The sequence below is a fragment of the Streptomyces sp. SolWspMP-5a-2 genome (assembly GCF_900091845.1).
Classification (GTDB): Bacteria; Actinomycetota; Actinomycetes; order Streptomycetales; family Streptomycetaceae; genus Streptomyces; species Streptomyces doudnae.
Genome location: NZ_FMCI01000119.1, coordinates 1 through 24365, shown reverse-complemented (window position 1 = coordinate 24365; position 24365 = coordinate 1). Strand labels below are relative to the sequence as shown.

The following is a 24365-nucleotide window of genomic DNA, read 5'->3' as shown; positions in this document are numbered from 1 at the left end:
TCGGCGGCCGCGCCGGTGTGCTTCCCGTGCCCGCGCTTGCCGTCGCCCGCGGCCCCGGGGCCGAAGCCCCCCGCGCCCTGCGCCGACCCGCCGTCCGGCGCCCCGGCACCCCGCCGGCCGGCGGAGTGCGACGGTTTCGCGCCACCGCCGCCGTCGTCGTCACCCACGCTCATGCAACCTGCGGCGGCGGCGACGACCACGACCGTGGCGGCCAGGCGGACGGAGACGTTCTTGGGGCGCACGGGAGCAACCTCCGAGGCGGGGAGAGGAGTCGCCCTGCCCAACTCCCGCCGCCCCGAAGAGGACACGCGCCCCGTACCGCGAGGCTCAGCCGTAGCCCAGGGCGTGCAGCCGGGCGTCGTCGATCCCGAAGTGGTGGGCGATCTCGTGCACCACGGTGACCTCGGTCTCCGCGACGACCTCCTCGCGCGTCGCGCACATCCGCAGGGTCGGCCCCCGGAAGATCGTGATCCGGTCCGGCAGCACCCCCGCGTACCACTCGCCCCGGTCGGTCAGCGGCGTCCCCTCGTAGAGTCCGAGCAGCTCGGGATCGTCGGCGGGCGGCTCGTCCTCGACGAACACCGCGACGTTGTCCATCAACCGCGTCAGTTCCGGCGGAATCCGGTCGAGCGACTCGGCGACCAGTTCCTCGAACTCCTCGCGCGTCATCTCCAGCACGCCCTCATTGTCGGTCACGACGGGGCCACGCCGACCTCCGGGAGCCGCGCGGGACCGGGGAACGGCATGCCGGGCGCCGGATGCCGGGCGCCGGGTGTCGCATGACGGTCGGCGGCCATGGGCAGACGGGACGAATGGCTCGTCTCCCCGCCCGCAGTCACGCCCGCACCTCCCGCCTACCCGGCCGCCGCGCGGTCCCCGGCCGCTTCGCGCGGCCCGGCACCGGCCGCGGGCGGTCCGCCACCCTCCCCCGCCTCGAACTCGGCTCGCGGCCCCGCCCCTGGTCGCGCGCCGCGGGACTGGGCGTCGTCGTGCTCGCCGGGGCGTGGCTCGGGCTGCTCGCGGTCGGCAACGTCCGGGTCCCGGTCGGCCCGATGGACACGACGATGACCCTGCGGCCGTCCCTGACCGGCGGCACGAAGATCAACGTCTCGCCGCTCGGCGCACTGCGCCTGGACAGCCACCACGGCCCGGTCCGCCTGGACGTCAACGTCGACCAGCTCGACCCGGCCCGCTCCGCCGCGCTCGTCGACCACCCCGAGCGGCTCTCCGGGCTCCAGGACGAGGTGGCGCGGGACGTCGGGCACGGCACCCTCGATCTCGCCGTCCGCTCCGGCGTGGCCGTCGTCGCCGGTGCGACCGCCCTCGGTCTCGCCGTCTACCGCGCCCCGCGCCCGGCGCTCACCGCGGGCGGTCTGGCCCTCACCCTGCTCGCGGCCTCCGGGGCGTCGGCGTACGCGACGTGGAACCCGGAGTCGGTCCTGGAGCCGCGGTACTCGGGGCTGCTTGCCTCGGCGCCCTCGCTGGTCGGCAACGCGCGCAGCATCGTCAGCGAATTCGACGTCTACCAGAAGGAGTTGGCCCGCCTGGTGACGAACGTCACGAAGCTGTACGACGTCACCTCGACGCTCCCCGCGTACCAGCCGGACCCGACCACCATCCGCGTCCTGCACGTCTCCGACATCCACCTCAACCCGGCGAGCTGGAAGATCATCGCGTCGCTCGTGGAGCAGTACAAGGTGAACGTGATCGTCGACTCGGGCGACACCATGGACCACGGGACGGCGGCCGAGAACGGCTTCCTCGACCCGATCGCGGACCTCGGCGCCCCCTACGTGTGGGTCAGGGGCAACCACGACTCGAAGGCCACCCAGCGCTATCTGGAGGGGATGCGGAACGTGCGCGTCCTGGACGACGGCCGGGCGGTCTCCGTCGCCGGACTGCGCTTCGCGGGCATCGGCGACCCGCAGTTCACGCCCGACCGCTCGGAGGCCGCGGGGGCGGACGCCTCGGAGGAGATCGCGGGCGCCCGGCTGGCGTCGGCGCTGCGCGACCAGCGGGCCGCGGGCACACCGGCCGACGTGGCGATCGCGCACGAGCCGTCGGCGGCGCGGCTGGTGGACGGGGAGGTGCCGCTGGTGCTGGCGGGGCATCTGCACCACGAGAAGACGGAGGTCATGCGGTACGGCACCCGGCTGCGGGTGGAGGGCTCCACCGGGGGCAGCGGGCTGCGCGCGGTCGAGGGCACGCATCCCGACCCGATCGAGGCGTCGATCCTCTACTTCGACCGGGACAGCAGGCGGCTCCAGGCGTGGGACGAGATCAAGCTGGGCGGCCTGGGGCTGACGACGGCCGAGGTCAGCCGCCACCTCCCGAAGGAGAACCAGCCCGGCGCCACCCCGGCCCCCGGCACCCCGTCCACCCCGGCCTCGGGGACCCCGTCCGCCCCGGCCTCGGGAACCCCCACCACCCCGGGCTCAGGAACCCCCTCCGCCCCGGGCTCGGGGGCCCCGTCGGTGCCCGGCTCCGGAGCGCCGTCGGGTGCGCGCCCGACCGCCCCGTGAACCGTTTCTCCCCGTCCCCGTAAACCGTTTTGGCGATACCTCCCGGCATCCCATATGCTTCTCACGTCCCCGAGGCGCCGCGAGGCGCCCAGGCGGGCCGATAGCCCTCATCGTCTAGCGGCCTAGGACGCCGCCCTTTCAAGGCGGTAGCACGGGTTCGAATCCCGTTGGGGGCACGCGTCATCCTGTGCGGCGGTACATGCGCACAGCGTCTGGTCCTGTGGAGCAGTTTGGAGTGCTCGCCACCCTGTCAAGGTGGAGGCCGCGGGTTCAAATCCCGTCAGGACCGCTTGCAGATCACCCCGGTGAACTGCGTGGCTGGGTAGCTCAGTTGGTACGAGCGATCGCCTGAAAAGCGATAGGTCGCCGGTTCGATCCCGGCCCCAGCCACTGTCTTGAGAAAAGCCCCGGACGACATGTCGTCCGGGGCTTTTCCGTCTTCCGGCGGGCCGGGTGTCCCGGCCGAGCCGACGGGCACGGACGCGGAGATCCCGGACCACCTGATGAGGTGAACGAGGTCCGCCGCGACCGGCCCGGCGTGCCCGTGGTCGCCGAGGTCCGTCAGGAGGGACGGCCGCCGGTCACATCCCCCTCTCCCCGCCGCGCGACGTCGCCGCCGCGACCGAGGCCATCAGTTCCGCGTCCAGGAAGCCGGGGTCGGCCAGCCGGGTCGCCGCCGCGTAGGAGCTGAGCAGCGCCTTGGTGACCCGCAGCGCGGCCTCCGGGCGGCGGAGCACCGGTTTCGCCCAGGCGGCGACCGCGTCGTCCAGCTCCGCCTCCGGCACCACCCGCTGGAGGACGGAGAGCCGGTGCGCCTCGGCCGCGTCGAAGGCCCGGCCGGTCAGGACCAGGTCGCGCACCCGGGCCGCGCCCACCTCGTGGATCAGCCGGGGCAGCAGCCCGCCCCACGCCGTCGGCAGGCCGAGCGCCAGCTCCGGCAGCCGGAAGGCCGCGGTCTCCGCGCCGACCCGCAGATCGCAGGCGAGCGCCAGGGCGAGGCCCGCGCCGATCGCCTTGCCCTGCACCCGGGCGATCGTCACCGCCCGGCTGCCGGAGATCGCCTCGCACACCTGGCGGCCCTTCTCGCCGAAGACCCGGATGCCGCGGCCCCCGGGGTCCTCCTCCAGCCACCGGCCGAACTCGGCGCGGTCGCCGCCCAGGCAGAAGTCGTCCCCCGCACCGCCGAGCACCAGCACGCGCACCTCGGGGTCCGGGGCGGCGACGATGTCGAGGAGCCGGTCGAGCATCGCCTCGGTCACGGCGTTGCCCGTCTCCGGCGCGTGCAGTTCCACGTGCAGGACGGCGCCCTCGCGCCGGGTGCGCACCGCGGTGCGCTCGCTCGTGGAGAGGAAGGAGGGGAGGGAGAGGTTCACAACGCCACGCCCAGCGAGGTGATCCGTCTGAAGACCATCCGGGGGGCGTGCTCCGGCGGCGAGGCGGTGCGCAGCGTGGGGAAGCGTTCCAGCATGCGGGTCAGCAGCGTCCGCGCCTCCAGCCTGGCCAGCGCCGCGCCCAGGCAGTAGTGCACCCCGCCGCCGAACGTCAGATGGCCGCCGCCGCGCTGGATGTCGAAGACGTGGGGATCCGGGTTCCGCCGCGGATCGTGGTTGGCCGCTCCGTACAGAACGTGGATCATGCTGTCCTTCTTGATCGGGACCCCGGCCAGGACGGTGTCCTCGGCGGCGATCCGGGTGTTGATGTGGATGGGCGGGTCGTAGCGCAGCACCTCGTCGAGGGCCGCGTCGACGTGCTCGGGGTGCTCGCGCAGCCAGGCCCACCGGGACGGTTCGGTGAGCAGCCTGGTCATCGAGGTGAGCAGGGTGGCGGTGGTCTCCAGCGAGGCGATGGTGACGAACATGGTGAGCCGGTAGAGGATCTCGTCGGCCCGCCGGCGGTCCGGTTCCATCGCGTCCCAGGTGTGGATCCAGCCGGTGAGCACGTCCTGCCGGGGTTCGGCCCGGCGCTCGGCGACCAGCCGGGTGAAGTAGGCGCGCAGCGCCACGGTCGCACGGGCCGAGACGTCCAGCTGTGACCTGGTCGGCAGGAGTTCCTGGGCGAAGACCTGGTCGTGGGTGATCTCCAGGATGTGCGGATGGTCCTCGGGCGGTATCCCGAGCCAGGAGCCGATGGTGCTGATCGGCAGTTGTTCGCTGACGGCGGGGACGAAGTCCGCCTCGCCCCGGCGCAGGGTGTCCGCCAGTCCGTCCAGCAGACGGTCGACGTGGTGCCCGACGTCGGGGGTGAGGCGTTCGACGGTGGAACGGTCGAAGAGGTTGCCGAGCGAGCGGCGCTGGCAGGTGTGCTCGGGGGCGTTGAGCCGCGCGAGCGTGGTCGTCATCTCACGGGTGGCCGTGGCCTCCCACTGCTTGCGGTCCTCCTGCCGCTCCTGCCAGGCGAGGTCCGGGGCGAGCCAGTCGCGGCCCCTGAGGACCTGGTTGCAGGTGTCGAAACCGGTGACGAAATACCCGTTCCACGGAGCGCGGACGACGTCACCCATCGCCCGCAACTCCGCGAGTATCGCGTACGGTTCGGCCTGCCCCTGCGGGGATCTGAGTCTGCGGAGCAGGCCGATTATGGTGCGTCGGCTGTCCGGAGGCTGTCTTGTACCACCAGTGATACGCACGCAGCGTTCCTTGAGCTAGACCCATGGTTACCGCCGGGAATCTACCCTTCCGGATATCCGTGCGAAGCGTCGATCTCTGTTGTCCCCGTCACATCAGATTGTCGCAAATACCCCTTGTGGAAGTTGAATTGCCCGCTTCCGCCTCATACGCGGAAGACGTCGAGGAACGAACTCCACCAGCCCTTCTGCTTCTTGGGCTGCTCGGCGGAGTGACGGGGAGTAGCCGCCGCGGGCGCCGCCGTCCGGTACGGGTCGGACAACTGGGCCGAGACGGCCGCCGGTTGCGGCGCGCCGCCCGTCGTGCGGCGGGCGGGCGTCGGGGTGAACCGCACCGGAAGCGCGACCAGCGCCCGGTGGAACGGGCCGGGCCGCCAGGCCATGCCCGCGGCGGGTACGGCCAGCGCGAGGTCGGGCACCGCGTTCAGGATCTTCTCGACCGCGGTCAGCGCGATCAGCGTCGCGGGCGACTTGGCCGGGCAGACGTGCGGACCCGCGCCCCAGGCCAGGTGCGCGCCCTTGCTGAGGGTCTGGCGGGCGTCGGTGAGGTGCGGGTCGCTGTTGGCGGCGGCGAAGCTGATCAGCACCGGGGTGTCCGCCTTCAGCGTCGTCCCGTTCAGCTCGATGTCCCTGACCGGGAAGTGCGTCGCGTAGTTGGCGATGGGCGGGTTGTTCCACAGCACGTCGTCCAGCGCGTCCTCGACGAGCATGCCCGAACCGCGGCGGTCGGAGGCGCCCGGCTGCCTGCCCGAGAGCATCAGCAGCAGCGCGTTGCCGATGAGGTTGCGCTCCGGCTCGACGCCCGCGCCCATCAGCATCACGAGCTGGTCCTTCAGCTCCTCGTCGCGCAGCCCGGCGGGGTGCTGGATCAGCCAGGACGTGACGTCCTCACCGGGCTGCCTGCGCTTGATGCTGACCAGCTCCATCAGGCACTCGGTCAGCTCGGCGTTGGCGCGCAGCACGTCCTCGCCGTCGAAGATGGCGGACATCGAGCGGGTCAGCCGGTCGCCGATGTCGCCGGGGCAGCCGAAGATCTGGTTGAACAGCAGCAGCGGCAGCAGCTTGGCGTACTCGTTCAGGAGGTCGGCGGTGCCGCGCTCGCTGAACTGGTCGATCAGGTAGTCCGCGATCCGTTCGACGTCCCGGCTCAGCCTGCTGCTGTTGAGCCGGGCCAGCGACTCGGTGACCGCCTTGCGCAGCCGCAGGTGCTCGGCGCCGTCGGTGAACAGGCAGTTGGGCCGGTAGACCATCATCGGCAGGACCGGGCTGTCCATCGGGACCTCGCCCTCACGCAGCGCGGCCCAGCGGCGCGAGTCCCGGGCGAACAGCGCCGGGTTCTGCAGCACCCGCAGCGCGGCCTCGTGCTGCACGATCAGGGTGGCGTCCACTCCGGGTGCCAGCTCGATCGGCGCGGCGGGCCCGTGCGTCCGTGCCTCGTCGTAGAAGCGGTGCGGATCGGCGGCGAACTCCGGTCCGTACAGCGACGCCTGATGCTGGACGGGGCACCCGGTCGGGGCGTCGTACGGGTGGGATGTCGGCGACGGGTCCATGGGGTCTTCCTCGGTGTGATCGCGGGGCCGCGGGGGCCCTCGGCTTCGTGAACGTTTCGACGGCGTCAGGCCGTGTGCGCCAGCAGATGGCTGACCAGGGTGATCAGGGCCCGCGCGGAGGACTTCTCGTCCCGGGCGTCGCAGAAGATGACCGGGGTGTCCGGGAGGAGGTCGAGCGCCTCGCGCAGTTCGTCCTCCGCGTGCTGCGAGTGCGGGTCGAAGCTGTTGACGGCGACCGCGTACTCCAGCCCGTACGTCTCGACGAGGTCGATGACGGGGAAGGTGTCGGCGAGCCGCGCCGGGTCGACCAGCAGGAGCGCGCCCAGCGAACCGCGGGCCAGGTCCTCCCACAGCTCGACGAACCGCTGCTGCCCCGGCGTGCCGAACAGGTACAGCACCAGTTCGTCGCTGAGCGTCAGCCGGCCGAAGTCCAGGGCCACCGTGGTGGTCGTCTTGCCGGTGGCGCCCCGCAGGTCGTCGACCTGGGCCGCGGCCTGGGTCATCCCCTCCTCGGTGCGCAGCGGGGGGATCTCGGACAGCGTCCCGACCAGCGTCGTCTTGCCGACCGCGAAGTGCCCCACGACCAGGATCTTCGCCGCGCGCTGGACGGCGTCCGGAAGGTAGAGGCGCTCAGCCGAAGCGGACTTGGAGTCCATGCAACACCTCTTCGAGAATCTCTCTGCTGACGAGCTGGGCGGGCGGCGGCGCCTTCCGGCGCAGCAGATGTCCCTGTTGGTTTAAGTCCTGGAGCAGCAGACGGGCCACGCCGACCGGCAGTCCGAGGTGCCCGGCGACCTCGGCCACCGAGAGGTAGCCGCCGGAGCACAGGTCCCAGATCTTCCTGACCTCGGGGCTCGGGTTGGGCGGCAACTGGCTCTCGGGGGCCAGGGTGACCAGGGTGACCAGGGAGAGGTCCTCCGCGTCGGGCAGACCCCGCCCGCCGGTGATGACGTAGGACCGGACGAACCCGCTGCTGAACTGCTGCTCCTCGCCCGACGCCGTCATATCTCGGCGCCCGCGTCCTGGCGGGGCGGCGTGGTCATGGCCTTCCCGAGAGCGGTGACCTGCTGCTGCATGCGGAAGGACATGGCCTCCATGTCCACGTCGGCCGCGGCGGCGGCGGCGAGGTAGGCGCCGGCGCCCGCGGTGATCAGGAAGATCCAGCCGCCCTCGTACTCCAGGAGCGTCTGGCGCCAGCGGCCCGGGTCACGGGTGCCGATGAACGGGGCGACGGCCCGGCTGAGGGACTGCATGGAGCTCATGGCCGCGGCGACGGTCTCCGCGTCGTCGCGGCCGATCGCGCTCGAGTTGGCGAGCAGCAGGCCGTCCGAGGAGACCAGGATCGCGTGCCGGGCGCCGGGTACCTGGAGCAGGTCGTTGAGCACCCAGGACAGATCGGGGTTCACTGGAACTCGGGTCCTTCCGTCTTCGTGTCACGTCCGGACCGGGTACCGCGCTGGAACGCGCCGAGCCGGGAGGCGGTCTCCTCGCTGCTGCGCACCGGCTCCGGTGCCGAGGAGGGCACCGCGGAGACGGGACTCTTGCGGCGGCGCTTCGGCAGCCCCGTGGCCGTGGTGGTGATCTGGGCCAGAGGCTGGGTCGCGGTGTCCGGCTTCGGGACAGGCGGGAACAGCGGCGTGGGAGCGGGGGTGTGGTGCTGCCCGGCGTCGGCCGTCCCGGTCGGGGACCGGTCGTCGCCGTACGGTTCGGGGGTCTGGGCCGGGGCCGCGGCGGGCGGCGCCTCGGTGGTGAGCAGTTCTTCGGGGATGAGGACCACCGCGCGCACTCCTCCGTAGGGGGAAACGGAGTCCACCGAGACCCGGAAGCCGTACCGGGCGGCGAGCATCCCGGAGACGGCGAACCCGAACTGCGGCGGGATCCCCAGACTGGAGACGCTGATCGCCGCCTGGGGGGAGAGCAGGGCCGCGGCACGGTCCTTCTCCTCCTGCCCCATGCCGAGACCGGCGTCGTCGACGATGAGGCAGACGCCCGTCGGCACGACCTGGATGTTGACCTCGACCGGGGTGCCGGGGGCCGAGTAGTTCGTGGCGTTGGCGAGCAGTTCGGCCAGGACCACGGCGACCGGCTCGACGGCCCGGCTGACGACCGAGAAGTTGACCTGGCCGTTGACCCGGACCCGGTCGAAGTGCCGGATGCGGCCCTGGGCGCTGCGGGCCACGTCGAAGACGGAGGCCACGGTCTCGCGCCGGCCGAGCCAGCCGCCGCACAGGACCGCGATGCCCTGGGCGCGCCGGCCGAACTGGCTGTTGGCGTGGTCCACGGCCATGAGGTCGGCCAGGATGCCGGGGGCGTCGCCGTACTTGCGCTGCGCCTTCTCGATCACGACCTGCTGCTCGTCGGCGAGGCTCTGGAGGGTCCGGACGGCCGCCTTGAGGACGGCCTTGGTCTCCTCCTCCGCGTCCCTGCGGACCTCCGAGAGTTCGGCGGACTGCCGTTGCAGCAACTGCCCGTGGACGGCGTGGAGTTCGTCGCGCTGCTGGCGGAGCCTGTCGCGCTCCTGGCCCAGCTCGGCGTGGTTTCTTCGCAGCTTCAGGTTGGTGGCGCGGGCTCGCAGCACGGCACCCACGGCCACCAGGGCTACGACAACCATCACCCAGAAGACGGGATCAAGTAGAATTGTCATGAAACTCACTTAAGTGACATGGCGGAAACGGCTCGACGCCTCGCCGAGCGGTGCACGGCCCGCACTTGGTCACTTCAACCGCGCATCACTTCGGGAGACATCTCTCCGAAGGTAGGACCGAGAGGCTCATCCCTACCGGAATGCCCCCGTACGCCATCAGCCCACTAAAAGTAAAATGATCTTACCATCCACCTCGGCGCAAATGGTCAACTCCGGTGCGCGCGTGAACACTTGACGCACAATGTTCACAGTGAGGAGATATTGGGGACGCCGACCGCTCCCACATAGCCTGGAGATGGACAACGGGCGCGGTGCGGCGGGCGCGCGATATCGGCCGAGGGGGCCCGGATGAGGAGATTGCCGGACATCGGCGTCCACGACCTGGACGCGGCACTGGTCGTACGGACCGACTTCGGCGACGAACCCGTCTGGCGGGCCGTCGTCGCGGAGCTCCGGCAGCCGTGGGGCATGGACGAGGAGCACGAGGCCCGCGTCCACATCGTCGACGATCCGGCCTGGTCGGGCGCCACGGTGCGGGAGGTGCGGGCCGCGGCGCGGGCCGCCGACAGGACCGTCTTCATCGCCGACACGACCGCCGTCCGGCACCCGCACTTCGCGCTGCTGGCCGTCGACCTCGACGCCGGCGAGGACACCCCGCCGCAGGAGGACAGGTTCCGGGTGGAACCGGCGGCGGTGCAGGAGGTCCACATGCAGCGCTTTATCGACAACCTCTCCTTCGCCGATTTCGTCGATAAAGCGGCGAGGGACTCCGAGAACGTCGTCTGGTCCCCTTACTGAGCCTCTTCCTGCCCGCCCCTCAAGGGGCGCCCCTCACCGAGCCGCTCCCCTTCCGTCCCTCTCGGGGGAGAATTCCGTCCCGTGCGCCGGTGACGTCCCGGGCGCCGGTGAATTCCGGGGGCCGGGAAAGCGGCGGTCCCGGCCCGTCGGGGGCGGGGGCGGGCGCGCGGGCCGGGGCCTCCCGCCGGGTGTGCGAGACTGTGTCCCGCGCATACCGGGTCCTGTGGAGCAGTTTGGAGTGCTCGCCACCCTGTCAAGGTGGAGGCCGCGGGTTCAAATCCCGTCAGGACCGCTTGCGGCTCACCCCGGTGGACCGCGTGGCTGGGTAGCTCAGTTGGTACGAGCGATCGCCTGAAAAGCGATAGGTCGCCGGTTCGACCCCGGCCCCAGCCACCACCGCTCAGGGCCCGTCCGCGGACGGGCCCTGAGCCGTTCACACCGGGGCCGCGTGCAGCGGCCTGGTGCCCCGGCCGCCCGGATGGCGGTGGCGCCAGAACCAGAACAGCGCGCACGACAGCAGCGCCCACCCGGCCAGCACCAGGAACGGGAACGCGTGCTGGGCGCCCCGGAAGTACACCGCCGTGTGCTGGGCGTTCACCGAGGCGCCCGGCGGCAGCCACTGCCCGAGGCGGCCGATCACCGTCGGCAGCAGCGGGGGCGCCACCGCGCCGCCCGAGGCCGGGTTGCCGAGCAGCACCAGCAGGCCCCAGGTCGGGATCATCGCCCAGCGGTGGAAGAACGTGTTGAACATCGTGAAGACCATCCCGCAGGTGAACATGGTCAGCGCGAGGATCAGCCAGGACTCGACGAACGGCAGGTCGACGGCGCCCAGCCACCAGTCCGCGACCGCCGCCACCGCGAACCCGCCGAGCAGCGCGTAGGCGACGGTGAAGGCGATCCGCTCGGCCGGGTTCAGGTCCCGGGCGTGCACGCTGAGCTGGATCGCCCCGACGAACCCGATGATCACCGCGGCCAGCGAGATGTAGAAGATCGTCAGGCCGCGCGGGTCCCCGCTCTGCAACGGGTGGAGGTCCGTGACCGTCACCGGGACCCCGGTCGCCCTGCCGACCGCGGGACCCGCCTCCGTGAAGACCTGGGCGACGGTGAACCCGGACGCCCCGGAGACGTCCAGGGCGACCCGCGCCCCGTCGTCGCGCACGTCGAGGACCGCGTAGATCCGCTGCTGCCCGACCGCCTCCCTGGCGTCGGCGGCCGAACCGTAGGGCCGCAGGTCGAGCTGCGCGTCGAGGGCCTTCTCCATCCCGTCGAGGAACGCCTTGCCGCGCGCGCTCTGGTACTGCCCGGTCACCCCGGTGGGGATGTGGTGCGGGGTCGGGTTCGCCATGGAGTAGGTGTATGCGGCCGCGAACAGCGCGGCTGCCGCCGCCAGGATGAACACCAGCACGGTCGCGGGCAGGAACGGCGACCGGGTGAAGGAGGCCCAGCGCTCGGACGGGCTCGGCGACCGCCCGTGCTCCCCGTGCCGGGGCCCGGGGGATCCTTCGGATTTCTCGGACATATCCGAACGCTAGAGCAGCCCGCCCGCCCCCACACCAGGACGGCGGCCACCCGCGCGGGACGGGCTCCACCGCGCGCCGGGCAAAAGCGTTCGCCACGGATTTCCCCGGGATGAGATCCTGGGACGCGTATGTCTACGCATCCCGCCCCCGCACTCGGCGCCCTCGCCCCCCGCCTGACCGAGCTGTCCCTGCGCGACGCGCACCGGCTCGGGCGCAGGCTCGAAGGCGCGCGCAAGATCCGCAAGCCCGAGGCGCGCGCCGCCGTGCTCGCCGAGATCGAGGCGGAGGTCGACCGCGCCGAGGAGCGGATGGGACGCCGCCGCGGCCGGGTGCCGTCGGTCAGCTATCCCGAGCAGCTGCCGGTCAGCCAGAAGAAGGACGTCATCGCCGACGCGATCCGCGACCACCAGGTCGTGATCGTCGCCGGGGAGACCGGTTCGGGCAAGACCACCCAGATCCCGAAGATCTGCATGGAGCTGGGGCGCGGGGTCCGGGGCATGATCGGGCACACCCAGCCCCGCCGGATCGCCGCCCGCACGGTCGCCGAGCGGGTCGCCGAGGAGCTGGACACCCCGCTGGGCCAGGCCGTCGGCTGGAAGGTGCGCTTCACCGACCAGGTCGACCCGGACGCCACCTTCGTCAAGCTGATGACGGACGGCATCCTGCTCGCCGAGATCCAGACCGACCGCGAGCTGCGCGCCTACGACACGATCATCATCGACGAGGCGCACGAGCGGTCCCTGAACATCGACTTCCTGCTCGGCTACCTCGCCCAGCTGCTGCCCAGACGCCCCGACCTGAAGGTCGTCATCACCTCGGCGACCATCGACCCCGAGCGGTTCTCCCGGCACTTCGGCGAGGCCCCGATCATCGAGGTCAGCGGGCGCACGTACCCGGTGGAGGTGCGCTACCGGCCGCTCCTGGAGGACGTCACCGAGGAGTCCGCCGAGGCCGACCGGGACCAGATCACCGCCATCTGCGACGCCGTCGAGGAGCTCCAGGGCGAGGGCAAGGGCGACATCCTGGTCTTCCTCTCCGGGGAGCGGGAGATCCGCGACACCGCCGACGCACTGGAGAAGAGGAAGTACCGGTTCACCGAGGTGCTGCCGCTGTACGCGCGGCTCTCCCACGCCGAGCAGCACCGCGTCTTCCAGCAGCACACCGGACGCCGGATCGTGCTCGCCACGAACGTCGCCGAGACCTCCCTGACCGTCCCCGGCATCAAGTACGTCATCGACCCCGGCTTCGCCCGGATCAGCCGCTACAGCCACCGCACCAAGGTCCAGCGGCTGCCCATCGAACCGGTCTCGCAGGCCAGCGCCAACCAGCGCAAGGGCCGCTGCGGACGCACCAGCGACGGCATCTGCATCCGGCTCTACAGCGAGGACGACTTCGCGGCCAGGCCGGAGTTCACCGACGCCGAGATCCTGCGCACCAACCTCGCCTCCGTCATCCTCCAGATGACCGCGGCCGGGCTCGGCGACATCGAGAAGTTCCCCTTCATCGACCCGCCCGACCACCGCAACATCCGCGACGGCGTGCAGCTCCTGCAGGAGCTGGGCGCGCTCGACCCGGCCCAGCAGGACGTCCGCAAGCGGCTCACCGACACCGGCCGCAAGCTGGCCCAGCTCCCGGTCGACCCGCGGCTGGCCCGGATGGTGCTGGAGGCCGACCGCAACGGCTGCGCCCGCGAGGTCATGGTCATAGCCGCCGCGCTCTCCATCCAGGACCCGCGCGAGCGCCCCGCCGAGAAGCAGGCCCAGGCCGACCAGCAGCACGCCCGCTTCAAGGACGAGACGAGCGACTTCCTCGCCTATCTGAACCTGTGGCGGTACGTGCGCGAGCAGCAGCGCGAGCGGGGTTCGTCGTCGTTCAGGCGGATGTGCAAGCAGGAGTACCTGAACTTCCTGCGCATCCGCGAGTGGCAGGACATCTACACGCAACTGCGCACGGTCGCCAAGCAGATGGGCATCCATCTCGACGAGAACGACGCCCCCGCCGACCGCGTCCACGTCTCGCTGCTCGCCGGGCTCCTGTCGCACATCGGCATGAAGGACGTGAAGGACGCCGGGGCGGAGAGCGGGCGCGGCTCCGGCCGCAACGAGTACCTGGGCGCCCGCAGCGCCAAGTTCGCGATCTTCCCCGGCTCGGCGCTGTTCAAGAAGCCGCCGCGGTTCGTGATGTCGGCGGAGCTGGTGGAGACGTCCCGGCTCTGGGCCCGGGTCAACGCCCGGATCGAGCCGGAGTGGGTCGAGCCGCTCGCCGGGCACCTGGTGAAGCGGACGTACAGCGAGCCGCACTGGGAGAAGGACCAGGCGGCCGTGGTGGCGTACGAGAAGGTCACGCTGTACGGCGTCCCGATCGTCGCCCAGCGGAAGGTGAACTACGGCCGGATCGACCCCGAGGTCTCCCGCGAGCTGTTCATCCGCAACGCGCTGGTGGAGGGCGACTGGCGCACCCACCACAAGTTCTTCGCCGACAACCGCAGGCTGCTCAGCGAGGTCGAGGAGCTGGAGCACCGGGCCAGGCGCCGGGACATCGTCGTGGACGACGAGACCCTGTACGACTTCTACGAGCAGCGGGTGCCCGAGCACGTGGTGTCCGGCGCCCACTTCGACTCCTGGTGGAAGCACAAGCGGCAGGAGCAGCCGGAGTTCCTCGACTTCGAGCGGGCGATGCTGATCCGCGAGTCGGCGGAGGCGGTCACCAAGGCCGACTACCCGGACTCCTGGCGGCAGGGGCGGCTGAAGTTCCGGGTGACGTACCAGTTCGAGCCGGGCGCGGACGCCGACGGCGTGACCGTGCACGTGCCGCTCCAGGTCCTCAACCAGATCACCGACGAGGGCTTCGACTGGCAGATCCCCGGCCTGCGGGAAGAGGTCGTCACGGAGCTGATCCGCTCCCTGCCGAAGCCGATCCGCCGCAACTACGTGCCCGCGCCGAACTTCGCGAAGCGCTTCCTGGACAGCGCCGTCCCGCTCCAGGAGCCGCTGACGACGACCATGGCGCGGGAGCTGAAGCGGATGGTCGGCGTGCCCTTCGAGGCCGCCGACTTCGACTGGGCGAAGGTCCCCGACCACCTGAAGATCACGTTCCGGATCGTCGACGAGCGGCGCCGCAAGCTCGCCGAGGACAAGGACCTGGAGGCGCTGCGGCTGCGGCTGCGGCCGAAGGCGCGCCAGGCACTGTCCCAGGCCGCCGCCGCGACCGCCGAGCGGCAGGGCGGCGAGTCCCTGGAGCGCACCGGCCTCACCGACTGGACGATCGGCGCCCTCACCCGCGTCTTCGAGACCCGCAGGGCCGGGCAGCCGGTGAAGGCGTACCCGGCGCTGGTCGACGACGGCGACACGGTCTCGGTGCGGCTGTTCGACACCGAGGCGGAGCAGGCCGAGGCGATGTGGCGGGGCACCCGCAGGCTGATCCTGCGCAACATCCCCGTCCACCCCGCGAAGTTCGCGTCCGAGAAGCTGACCAACGCGCAGAAGCTGGCGCTGTCGTCGAACCCGCACGGTTCGGTCCAGGCCCTGTTCGAGGACTGCGCGACGGCGGCCGCGGACCGGCTGATCGCCGACTTCGGGGGTCCCGCGTGGGACGAGGAGTCGTACCGGAAGCTGTTCGACTCGGTGCGCGCGGAGATCGTCGACGCGACCGTACGGACGGTCGGCCAGGTGCAGCAGGTGCTGGCCGCCTGGCAGGCCTGTGAGCGCCGTCTGAAGGGCGTGCGCAGCCCCGCGCTGCTGGCCAACCTCCAGGACGTCAGGGAGCAGTTGGACGGCCTGGTGAAGCCCGGCTTCGTGACCGCGGCCGGGCTGCGCAGGCTGCCCGACCTGATGCGGTACCTGGTGGCGGCGGACCGGCGGCTCCAGCAGATGCCGACCGGCGTCCAGCGGGACACCACCCGCATGGAGAAGGTGCGGGAGATGCGCGACGAGTACGCCTGGCTGCTCGAACAGCTCCCGCAGGGGCGCCCGGTGCCGGCCTCGGTGACCGACATCCGCTGGATGATCGAGGAGCTGCGGGTGAGCTACTTCGCGCACGCGCTGGGCACCGCGTACCCGGTCTCCGACAAGCGGATCGTGAAGGCGATCGACGCCGCCGCTCCGTGATCTCCCGTGCACCCTGGGTGAGTTTTACCAGGAGGCGCACCCTCCTGTAGAGTCCTGTCTCGCAGCGCAACGCACGAATCGCACTGCGAATCAAGGTCCTGTGGAGCAGTTTGGAGTGCTCGCCACCCTGTCAAGGTGGAGGCCGCGGGTTCAAATCCCGTCAGGACCGCAGTGATCGAGAAGGGCCCGGACTTCGTCCGGGCCCTTCTCGCGTTCCCCCTGGACACAGCGCCGGACCCGGGTGCCGCGCACCGGAGTCCCGGCCTCCCTCCTTGACGGTGGCCCCGTCCGCCGGTAACCAGATGTCAGGACCCGTCGTGCGCGCGGGTGCTGGAGGTGGCTCGTGGCGGCTCCGGTGAGGCACGAGACGCGGGCCCTGCTCCGCGCGCATCTGTCGGCCGCGCTGCCCTACCGGCACCGGACCCGGCACTGCCCGATCTGCCACCGCCTGCTGCGGCTCGCGATGGACTCGGGGGCGCCGCCCGCCCCAACTCCCGCCGTGCGCAAGGGTGCTGGAATCGAGGATTCCACTAGCGCAACCGCGCCGGAGTGACAAGGACTCTGGCATGTGACGGGTGTCACCGCGTAAAAACCACGCGTGCCGGTTCTTACTCACCTCCTACAAGCGGTCAATTTAATATGTGCAATTGCACCGTCTTGAGAGCAGGCCGGACGCGACTTCCGGAGCCCTCCCGCGGTGTCCGCGACAGCACCCGCACAGGAGATCCGACAGGCCTCCCCAGAGTCCGACAAGGCCGCTCACAGACCCTCCGCCGGCGCCCCCGGGGCGAACAGAGTCGCCCGTGCCGCACCGGAAACAAAAAAGATCGCGCTGGACCCGGCGGAGTCCAGCGCGATCGACGACGCACCCATGTCACGTTCTTGAGAGGCTCCGGGGAGCCGGGGCGTGGGGTCCGTTGGGGCGGACTCCGCGTCGTATGGAGCTAGGTTTCGGGCGTTTCGGCACGTTGGGGGACGTGTCGCACCACCCTGCTATGAAGTTGTCAGGCCTCGCTGCGCTGCTGCGGGATACCCGCGAGCAGGGCGCGCACCTCGGCCTCGCGGTAACGGCGGTGTCCGCCGAGCGTGCGGATGGACGTGAGCTTTCCGGCCTTCGCCCACCGCGTGACCGTCTTGGGGTCGACACGGAACATGGTGGCGACCTCAGCCGGGGTCAGCAGCGGCTCGGCATCAGGGGTGCGAGCGGTCATGAGCGGCCTCCTCGGGAGAACCGAACCTTCTCGGTTCTTTCCTCTAAATTCTGCACCTTGACCCGCGTTGCCCGAAATGGCGGACGCGGGTCGAGTCGGTTATAGGACGAACGGCTTGTCCTCGGCACTACAACTACACCATCCGTCCAGCCTCGTCGGCCAAACCGATGGAATTGCCCTCCCAGGTAGTCATCAGCCGCGGAAGCCGATGGACCATGCCATAGCGGACAGTCACGCCTCTGTGACGATCAGTCACACGGCGATCAGGAGTCACCAGACCCCCCAAAGCGTGCAATGCTGAGATTCCGCCCACAGTGGTACGTACTGGAACGGATAGAGCCCTCCCCGGACTCCTTGTCCTATTTTGGCATGAGGAGGGGCAAGCGGCGCAAGGGCCGCGTACGTGCGGTCCGTCACGCTTGACACAAAAGCCCGGATCGGGACGTAGGTCCCGACGCGCGGGACCTCCCGGTGAGATCCGGGACCCCAGAGGCAGGACGAAACCCCAAAACGGGCGTCCCGTCAAACGTCAGTTCGCAGAGCGCCGGTCCCTGACCGCCCGCCAGCGCTCCGCGAGCCGGGCGTACGCCAGCCCGGCGGCCGCGCCGTCGCCCTGCCGCAGCGCCTCGATGCCGGCCGCCACGTCGGCCGCGGAGCGGTCGTCCGCCAGCTCGCCCGCCGACAGGACGTGCACCAGGCCGCCGTAGTCCAGCTCCACCAGCGAGCGCGGGTGGAACTCCTCGAGCCAGCGCCCCACGTCGAGCAGGCCCTCGACCATCGGACCCTCGCCCAGCGCGTCCCTGAGGGTGCGCAGACCGCGCGCCACCCGCCGCCTGGCCTGGACCATCGGCGTGCGGTAGCGCAGCATCGGCGGGATCTCCCCGCACCCCTCGTCGTAGCGCCGCTCCTCGTCGGCCACCAGCACGAACCAGTGCAGCGGCACCTGCCAGTTGCCGGTGCGGATCCACGGGCGGGCGTCCGGGTTGCGGGTCAGCCAGCGCTCGTAGTCCTGGGCGGCCTGGAGCCTGACCAGCGGCGGCAGCACCGCGTCCAGCACCGGCGCGGGCAGCTCCTCCGGCAGCTCGGCCAGCGCCTGCCAGCCGCGCAGCCGGGTCCGCCACGGACAGACGCACACCACGCCCTCGCTCTCCAGCACGAACGCGTCGCCGCTCTCGTGCACCGGCACCGGGACCGGCGGGGTGGGCAGCAGATCGGCCAGCGAGCGGCGCAGCTCGTCCTGGTACGAAGGGCGTTCGGGACGGCGCGCGTACCGCGCCCAGTGGCCGCGCTCCGGCTCGGGGAAGGCGGCCAGCGGCTCGTAGACACGCAGGTACGTCGCGTACGGGACGGTCACCGGGGACACCTTGGGCACGCCTGCTCCCTCCCCCGCCCACCGCCGGGGAAAACTGCCGGACCCGCCGACAAACGCGCGGGAAATCTATGCAAATCGTCGCACGGACGTACCCCTCCGGTGGGTGATCCTGAGCACTGCGCGGTGGCGCGGCCGCACAGGCCCTAATCTCGACCTCACGGCCCCGCCACCCGCACGGGAGCCGTGCTCCACCCGCCGCTCAGTACTAGGAGTCACTACCGTGACCGACGTAACCGGCGCACCTGCTGACGTACTGCACACCCTGTTCCACTCGGACCAGGGCGGCCACGAGCAGGTCGTGCTCTGCCAGGACCGCGCCACCGGCCTGAAGGCCGTGATCGCCCTTCACTCCACCGCCCTGGGCCCCGCCCTCGGCGGTACGCGCTTCTACCCCTACCCGAACGAGGCGGCGGCCGTGGCCGACGCGCTGAACCTCGCCCGCGGGATGTCGTACAAGAACGCCATGGCCGGGCTCGACCACGGCGGCGGCAAGGCCGTGATCATCGGCGACCCCGACCAGGACAAGACCGAGGAACTCCTGCTCGCCTACGGGCGGTTCGTGGCCTCGCTCGGCGGCCGCTACGTGACCGCGTGCGATGTCGGCACCTACGTCGCCGACATGGACGTCGTCGCCCGCGAGTGCCGCTGGACGACCGGGCGTTCACCGGAGAACGGCGGCGCGGGCGACTCCTCGGTGCTCACCGCGTTCGGCGTCTACCAGGGCATGCGGGCCAGCGCCCAGCACCTCTGGGGCGACCCCTCGCTGCGCGACCGCAGGGTCGGTGTCGCGGGCGTGGGCAAGGTCGGCCACCACCTCGTCGGCCACCTCCTGGCGGAGGGCGCCGAGGTCGTCGTCACGGACGTGCGCGAGGACGCCGTGCGGCGGATCCTCGACCGGTATCCGCAGGGCGTGACGGCCGTCGCCGACACCGAGGCGCTGATCCGCGTCGAGGGGCTCGACGTGTACGCGCCGTGCGCGCTCGGCGGGGCGCTGGACGACGCCTCCGTGCCGGTGCTGACCGCCCGGGTGGTCTGCGGCGCCGCCAACAACCAGCTCGCGCACCCGGGCGTCGAGAAGGACCTCGCCGACCGCGGGATCCTCTACGCGCCGGACTACGTGGTGAACGCGGGCGGGGTCATCCAGGTCGCCGACGAGCTGCACGGGTTCGATTTCGAGCGGTGCAGGGCGAAGGCCGCGAAGATCTTCGACACCACGCTCGCCATCTTCGCACGTGCGAAGGAAGACGGGATCCCGCCGGCCGCCGCGGCCGACAGGATCGCCGAGCAGCGGATCGCCGAGGCGCGCGCCGCGCGCTGAACCAGGTCGGCTGACCTGGTTCAGGGCGCCGAGCGGTACCCGCCGGCGGACAGTTGGAGAGAACTCTCACGTTCGTCGGCGGGTCGCCCGCCGAGAAGTGGTTAAAATCGCGGTTGACCAGCGGGGACGACGCGCCCCGCGGGTCCTGGGGTCGGGCCCGTGGTGCGGGCGACGTACCGTATGGGCGCGGGCTCAGGTACCGTGGACGTCCTACGGACCGGTCTCTCTGCGGAGAGCCCGTTCCAGATCATGAACGCGTGTCAAGACTCTGGGGCCGTCGAGCCCCGTCACCGAGGGGGTCGAGCCATGGGGCGCGGCCGGGCCAAGGCCAAGCAGACGAAGGTCGCCCGCCAGCTGAAGTACAACAGCGGCGGGACTGACCTGTCGCGTCTGGCCAACGAGCTGGGCGCTTCGACTTCGAGCCAACCGCCGAACGGCGAGCCGTTCGAGGACGACGACGAAGACGAAGACGACCCGTACGCCCAGTACGCGGATCTCTACAACGACGACGATGATGACGACGACGGTGACCAGTCAGGTCCCGCGTCGCAACATCGTCGCGGTGCTTGACGCAACGCTCTCAGCGGTGCGCCGACGGCCTTTTCCCGCCGTTCTCTGCGACTGCACCTCACCCGGTCCGGGGCCTTCGCGCCGGACCGGGTTTCGTGCTGACCGTCAGGAGTAGTCGCCGACCAGCTCGGCGCCGGTCGCCCGGTCCCCGCGCTCGGTGACCTCACCGGCGACCCAGGCCTCGACGCCCCGGTCGGCGAGGGTCGCGAGCGCGACGTCCGCGGACTCCTCCGGGACGATCGCGATCATGCCCACGCCCATGTTGAGGGTCTTCTCCAGCTCCAGGCGCTCGACCTGGCCGGTGCGCCCGACCAGCTCGAAGACCGGGGCCGGGGTCCAGGTGGAGCGGTCCACGACGGCGTGCAGCCCGTCGGGGACGACCCGGGCCAGGTTGGCCGCGAGACCGCCACCGGTGATGTGCGAGAAGGCGTGCACCTCGGTGGTGCGGGTGAGCGCGAGGCAGTCCAGCGAGTAGATCTTGGTGGGCTCCAGCAGCTCCTCGCCGAGGGTGCGGCCGAACTCCTCGACGCGCGCGTCCAGGGCGAGCCCGGCCTGGTCCAGGAGCACGTGCCGGACCAGTGAGTACCCGTTCGAGTGAAGCCCGGACGCGGCCATCGCGATGACGGCGTCACCCGTGCGGATGCGCTCGGGGCCCAGCAGCCGGTCCGCCTCCACGACGCCCGTACCGGCACCGGCGACGTCGAAGTCGTCCTCGCCCAGCAGTCCCGGGTGCTCGGCGGTCTCGCCGCCCACCAGGGCGCAGCCGGCCAGCACACAGCCCTCCGCGATGCCCTTGACGATGGCGGCGACCCGCTCGGGGTGCACCTTGCCGACGCAGATGTAGTCGGTCATGAAGAGGGGCTCGGCGCCGCACACGACGATGTCGTCCATGACCATGGCGACCAGGTCGTGGCCGATGGTGTCGTACACGCCGAGGCGGCGGGCGATGTCGACCTTGGTGCCGACGCCGTCCGTGGCGGAGGCCAGCAGGGGACGCTCGTAGCGCTTGAGGGCGGAGGCGTCGAAGAGGCCGGCGAAGCCGCCGAGGCCGCCGAGGACCTCGGGGCGCTGCGTCTTCTTCACCCACTCCTTCATCAGCTCGACGGCGCGGTCGCCCGCCTCGATGTCGACGCCCGCGCTCGCGTAGCTGGCACCGGCGCCCGGGAGCGGGGCGCGCTGATCAAACTCAGCAGACATGGGGTGAGAACTTTCGTGTCGTACTGCGGGGGCTTACGGGCGACGGATCGCGTCGGCCGCTGCCGTACCGGCAGGACCGGCCGCCAGCTCGGTCTCCAGGAGCTGCTTGCCGAGCAGCTCGGGGTCCGGCAGCTCCATCGGGTACTCGCCGTCGAAGCAGGCGCGGCAGAGGTTCGGCTTGGCGATGGTGGTCGCCTCGATCATGCCGTCGATGGAGATGTACGACAGGGAGTCGGCGCCCAGCGAGGTGCCGATCTCCTCGATCGTCATGCCGTTGGCGATCAGTTCGGCGCGGGTGGCGAAGTCGATGCCGAAGAAGCACGGCCACTTGACCGGCGGCGAGGAGATCCGGATGTGGACCTCGGCGGCGCCCGCCTCGCGGAGCATGCGGACCAGGGCGCGCTGGGTGTTGCCGCGCACGATCGAGTCGTCGACGACGACCAGCCGCTTGCCCTTGATGACTTCCTTGAGCGGGTTCAGCTTCAGGCGGATGCCGAGCTGCCGGATCGTCTGCGAGGGCTGGATGAAGGTCCGGCCGACGTAGGCGTTCTTGACCAGGCCGTTGCCGAACGGGATGCCGCTGGCCTCCGCGTAGCCGACGGCTGCCGGGGTCCCGGACTCCGGGGTCGCTATCACCAGGTCGGCCTCGACCGGCGCCTCCTTGGCGAGGCGGCGGCCCATCTCGACGCGGGACAGGTAGACGTTGCGCCCGGCGATGTCGGTGTCGGGGCGGGCCAGGTACACGTACTCGAAGACACAGCCCTTGGGCTTCGCGTCCGCGAATCGTGAGCTGCGCAGGCCGTTCTCGTCGATCGCGATGAACTCGCCCGGCTCGATCTCGCGGACGAAGCTGGCGCCGCAGATGTCGAGGGCGGCGGACTCGGAGGCGACCACCCAGCCGCGCTCCAGGCGGCCGAGGACCAGCGGCCGGATGCCCTGCGGGTCGCGGGCCGCGTAGAGGGTGTGCTCGTCCATGAAGACGAGGCTGAAGGCACCGCGCACCTTCGGGAGCACCGCGTGCGCGGCCTCCTCGATGGTCAGCGGCTTGCCGTCCTCGTCGGCCTGGGCGGCGAGCAGCGCCGTGAGCAGGTCGGTGTCGTTGGTCGCCGCGACGCGCGGGGTGCGGCCCTCCTGCTTGGGCAGGTCGGCGACCATCTCGGCGAGCTGCGCCGTGTTGACCAGATTGCCGTTGTGACCGAGCGCGATGGAGCCGTGCGCGGTGGCACGGAACGTCGGCTGGGCGTTCTCCCACACGGAGGCACCGGTGGTCGAGTAGCGGGCGTGACCGACCGCGATGTGACCCTGGAGCGATCCGAGAGAGGTCTCGTCGAAGACCTGGGAGACCAGGCCCATGTCCTTGAAGACGAGGATCTGGGAGCCGTTGCTGACCGCGATTCCCGCGGATTCCTGGCCCCGATGCTGGAGGGCGTAGAGCCCGAAGTACGTGAGCTTGGCGACCTCTTCGCCCGGAGCCCAGACACCGAAGACGCCGCAAGCGTCCTGGGGGCCCTTCTCGCCGGGGAGCAGGTCGTGGTTGAGTCGTCCGTCACCACGTGGCACGGCACCGAGTGTAGGCGAGGTCGACCACTGGTCCGAATTGGGGATGCCCGCGCCTAATCGGTCCCCGACGGCGCGACGGCGTGGGCGGTTTCCCCGTTCTCGCTGGTCAGCGTGAGGGAGCGGTGGTCGAGCCGGTAGCCGACCGTGCCGTCGAAGAGGCGCAGCAGCGCCTTCTCGGCCTTCATGAGTGAGGTGTCGCACATCATTCGGGTGGTGGACGGCCTGCCCAGGGTGATATGCCCGTCGCGGACCGTGGCCTTCGCGGTGACCTTGTTGCAGCCGAGGCTGCCGCTGACCTTGTCCGTCCGCGGGTCGAAGGTCAGCCGGGGGTCGGCCTCGGCGGGCAGCGCGGTGGAGGTGCCGTCCCCGCCCAGGGCCGTGACCTTCCACGCGGTGCCGCGCAGCGGGGCGTCCGGCTCCTTGGTGAGGCGGACGCGGTCGCCGTCGCCGGTGGTGAGGGTCAGGCGGTCGCCGGAGCCGTCCAGGGCGAGGGGGCCCGCGCCGAGGGTGGCGGAGAGCTTGCGCTCGAAGGCCATCGGGGTCTTCTCGCAGGCCATGCCGGTCGATTCGAGAGAGCCGAAGGAGACGTGGTCGGCGGTGACGGACGCCTTGCCGCCGAAGCTGTTGCAGCCGAGGTCCCCGCTGGTGCCGCCGTCCTCGTCGATGCGCAGGTAGGCGCCGCTCGGCGCCTCGCTGGTCCGGCCGTCGGCGGTGACGCTGTCGACGCTCCAGTGCACGCCCTTGACGGACGCCGCCGCGCCGACCGACGAACCGTCCGCCTTCTCCGCTCCGCAGGAGACGACGAGCGGGAGCACGGTCAGGGCTGCCAGGGTCAGTCGGTGTGTGTTCATGACGATGTGACGGGAGCGGGCCGCCACCGGTTCCGGTGCGGGGTCAGCCGGTGAGGGGCAGCAGCCCGCCCAGGTCGGCCCGTTCGCCGCCGGCGCTCACCTTCGCGTCGTCGAGCGCGTCCCGCCAGGCGAGCCGTCCGGTGGCGAGCCTGATCCAGGTGAGCGGGTCGGTCTCGACGACGTTGGGCGGGGTGCCGCGGGTGTGCCGCGGCCCCTCGACGCACTGGACGACGGCGAACGGCGGGACGCGCACCTCGGTGGAGCCGCCGGGCGCCTTCACGGCGAGGGCGTCGGCGAGCAGCCGGGTGCAGGCGGCCAGGGCCTGCCGGTCGAAGGGGATGCCGAGGCCGGGAACGGCGGCGTTCAGGTCGTCGGTGAGGACGACGAGTTCGACGGCGCGGGTGACCAGGTGGTCGCCGAGCGGCAGGGCTCCGGCGCCGGTCTCGACCAGGCGGCCGCCGGGGGCGCCGGCGAGCGCGTCGGACAGGCGGCGGGCGGCGGCCTCGTAGCGGTCGGCGAGGGCGGC

Annotated in this window: 21 protein-coding genes, 6 tRNA genes and 1 pseudogene; 12 read left to right on the top strand and 16 right to left on the bottom strand. The window is 71.3% G+C overall.

Annotated features, from left to right (window positions below; all coding sequences use genetic code 11):
* Positions 1-242: pseudogene (locus tag GA0115242_RS41250) on the bottom strand (hypothetical protein); the annotation flags it as partial.
* A gap of 85 nt (positions 243-327) precedes the next feature.
* A complete protein-coding gene (locus GA0115242_RS11920; RefSeq protein WP_093827454.1) occupies positions 328-678 on the bottom strand; it encodes a metallopeptidase family protein in 351 nt (116 codons plus the stop codon).
* Positions 679-812: 134 nt separating this feature from the next.
* Here GA0115242_RS11920 and GA0115242_RS11915 point away from each other — a divergent pair, with 134 nt between their 5' ends.
* The 4 genes from GA0115242_RS11915 to GA0115242_RS11900 all read left to right on the top strand — a co-directional run bounded on the left by GA0115242_RS11915 (position 813) and on the right by GA0115242_RS11900 (position 2912).
* Complete coding sequence (locus GA0115242_RS11915) at positions 813-2522, top strand: metallophosphoesterase (RefSeq protein WP_093827450.1); 1710 nt, start codon at positions 813-815, stop codon at positions 2520-2522.
* Positions 2523-2625: 103 nt separating this feature from the next.
* Positions 2626-2698 (top strand) — tRNA-Glu (locus GA0115242_RS11910).
* Positions 2699-2736: 38 nt separating this feature from the next.
* Positions 2737-2811: transfer RNA gene (locus GA0115242_RS11905), tRNA-Asp, on the top strand.
* Between the two features lie 27 nt (positions 2812-2838).
* Positions 2839-2912 (top strand) — tRNA-Phe (locus GA0115242_RS11900).
* A gap of 191 nt (positions 2913-3103) precedes the next feature.
* Here the strand turns inward: GA0115242_RS11900 and GA0115242_RS11895 are convergent.
* From GA0115242_RS11895 to GA0115242_RS11865, 7 genes are all read right to left on the bottom strand, one after another.
* Positions 3104-3895, bottom strand: coding sequence for an enoyl-CoA hydratase/isomerase family protein (locus GA0115242_RS11895; RefSeq protein WP_093827448.1), 792 nt, complete (start codon positions 3893-3895; stop codon positions 3104-3106).
* Entirely contained in the window at positions 3892-5019 is a 1128-nt protein-coding gene (locus GA0115242_RS11890) for a cytochrome P450 (RefSeq protein ID WP_093827446.1), read from the bottom strand. The genes GA0115242_RS11895 and GA0115242_RS11890 overlap by 4 nt, the downstream gene beginning before the upstream one ends.
* Positions 5020-5288: 269 nt before the next feature.
* Complete coding sequence (locus GA0115242_RS11885; RefSeq protein ID WP_093827444.1) at positions 5289-6692, bottom strand: cytochrome P450; 1404 nt, start codon at positions 6690-6692, stop codon at positions 5289-5291.
* 65 nt (positions 6693-6757) lie between these two features.
* Entirely contained in the window at positions 6758-7348 is a 591-nt protein-coding gene (locus GA0115242_RS11880) for a GTP-binding protein (protein ID WP_093827442.1), read from the bottom strand.
* Complete coding sequence (locus tag GA0115242_RS11875; RefSeq protein ID WP_093827440.1) at positions 7323-7697, bottom strand: DUF742 domain-containing protein; 375 nt, start codon at positions 7695-7697, stop codon at positions 7323-7325. The genes GA0115242_RS11880 and GA0115242_RS11875 overlap by 26 nt, the downstream gene beginning before the upstream one ends.
* Positions 7694-8098, bottom strand: a complete 405-nt coding sequence (locus GA0115242_RS11870; RefSeq protein ID WP_093827438.1) for a roadblock/LC7 domain-containing protein — start codon at positions 8096-8098, stop codon at positions 7694-7696. Before GA0115242_RS11870 ends, GA0115242_RS11875 begins: the two co-directional genes overlap by 4 nt.
* Positions 8095-9336: an ATP-binding protein gene (locus tag GA0115242_RS11865; RefSeq protein ID WP_093827436.1), complete on the bottom strand. Its 1242-nt coding sequence runs from the start codon at positions 9334-9336 to the stop codon at positions 8095-8097. Before GA0115242_RS11865 ends, GA0115242_RS11870 begins: the two co-directional genes overlap by 4 nt.
* A 348-nt stretch (positions 9337-9684) precedes the next feature.
* Here GA0115242_RS11865 and GA0115242_RS11860 point away from each other — a divergent pair, with 348 nt between their 5' ends.
* The 3 genes from GA0115242_RS11860 to GA0115242_RS11850 all read left to right on the top strand — a co-directional run bounded on the left by GA0115242_RS11860 (position 9685) and on the right by GA0115242_RS11850 (position 10530).
* Positions 9685-10134: a DUF6924 domain-containing protein gene (locus GA0115242_RS11860; RefSeq protein ID WP_141721580.1), complete on the top strand. Its 450-nt coding sequence runs from the start codon at positions 9685-9687 to the stop codon at positions 10132-10134.
* A 217-nt stretch (positions 10135-10351) separates the two neighbouring features.
* Positions 10352-10426: transfer RNA gene (locus tag GA0115242_RS11855), tRNA-Asp, on the top strand.
* A 27-nt stretch (positions 10427-10453) separates the two neighbouring features.
* Positions 10454-10530, top strand: a tRNA-Phe gene (locus tag GA0115242_RS11850).
* A 37-nt stretch (positions 10531-10567) separates the two neighbouring features.
* On the opposite strand, the gene GA0115242_RS11845 is transcribed toward GA0115242_RS11850, so the two are convergent.
* Positions 10568-11653, bottom strand: a complete 1086-nt coding sequence (locus tag GA0115242_RS11845; RefSeq protein ID WP_093827432.1) for a hypothetical protein — start codon at positions 11651-11653, stop codon at positions 10568-10570.
* Between the two features lie 129 nt (positions 11654-11782).
* Between GA0115242_RS11845 and hrpA the strand changes: the two genes are divergently transcribed.
* The 3 genes from hrpA (at position 11783) to GA0115242_RS41555 (ending at position 16313) form a co-directional block, all read left to right on the top strand.
* Positions 11783-15760, top strand: coding sequence for an ATP-dependent RNA helicase HrpA (gene hrpA / locus GA0115242_RS11840; protein ID WP_093827430.1), 3978 nt, complete (start codon positions 11783-11785; stop codon positions 15758-15760).
* Positions 15761-15854: 94 nt separating this feature from the next.
* Positions 15855-15929: transfer RNA gene (locus GA0115242_RS11835), tRNA-Asp, on the top strand.
* A 174-nt stretch (positions 15930-16103) separates the two neighbouring features.
* Positions 16104-16313 carry a DUF6274 family protein gene (locus GA0115242_RS41555; RefSeq protein WP_093827428.1) on the top strand — a complete coding sequence of 70 codons (210 nt, stop codon included), beginning with the start codon at positions 16104-16106 and terminating at the stop codon, positions 16311-16313.
* 451 nt (positions 16314-16764) lie between these two features.
* Here GA0115242_RS41555 and bldC read toward each other — a convergent pair whose 3' ends face one another.
* Positions 16765-16971, bottom strand: coding sequence for a developmental transcriptional regulator BldC (gene bldC, locus GA0115242_RS11825; RefSeq protein ID WP_003949541.1), 207 nt, complete (start codon positions 16969-16971; stop codon positions 16765-16767).
* A 529-nt stretch (positions 16972-17500) separates the two neighbouring features.
* Complete coding sequence (locus tag GA0115242_RS11820; protein ID WP_093827426.1) at positions 17501-18343, bottom strand: hypothetical protein; 843 nt, start codon at positions 18341-18343, stop codon at positions 17501-17503.
* Between the two features lie 220 nt (positions 18344-18563).
* On the opposite strand from GA0115242_RS11820, the gene GA0115242_RS11815 reads away from it, so the two are divergent.
* Positions 18564-19661 (top strand): Leu/Phe/Val dehydrogenase, encoded by a 1098-nt coding sequence (locus tag GA0115242_RS11815; protein WP_093827424.1) that lies wholly within the window; start codon positions 18564-18566, stop codon positions 19659-19661.
* A gap of 306 nt (positions 19662-19967) precedes the next feature.
* Positions 19968-20231, top strand: coding sequence for a DUF3073 domain-containing protein (locus GA0115242_RS11810; RefSeq protein ID WP_093827422.1), 264 nt, complete (start codon positions 19968-19970; stop codon positions 20229-20231).
* Between the two features lie 105 nt (positions 20232-20336).
* On the opposite strand, the gene purM is transcribed toward GA0115242_RS11810, so the two are convergent.
* The 4 genes from purM to GA0115242_RS11790 form a co-directional block, all read right to left on the bottom strand.
* A complete protein-coding gene (purM, locus tag GA0115242_RS11805; protein WP_093827420.1) occupies positions 20337-21428 on the bottom strand; it encodes a phosphoribosylformylglycinamidine cyclo-ligase in 1092 nt (363 codons plus the stop codon).
* Positions 21429-21461: 33 nt separating this feature from the next.
* Positions 21462-22988, bottom strand: coding sequence for an amidophosphoribosyltransferase (purF, locus tag GA0115242_RS11800; RefSeq protein WP_093827418.1), 1527 nt, complete (start codon positions 22986-22988; stop codon positions 21462-21464).
* Between the two features lie 53 nt (positions 22989-23041).
* Complete coding sequence (locus tag GA0115242_RS11795; RefSeq protein WP_093827452.1) at positions 23042-23839, bottom strand: META domain-containing protein; 798 nt, start codon at positions 23837-23839, stop codon at positions 23042-23044.
* 43 nt (positions 23840-23882) lie between these two features.
* On the bottom strand, positions 23883-24365 hold a 483-nt coding region (locus GA0115242_RS11790; RefSeq protein ID WP_237549001.1), incomplete at its 5' end, for a sterol carrier family protein.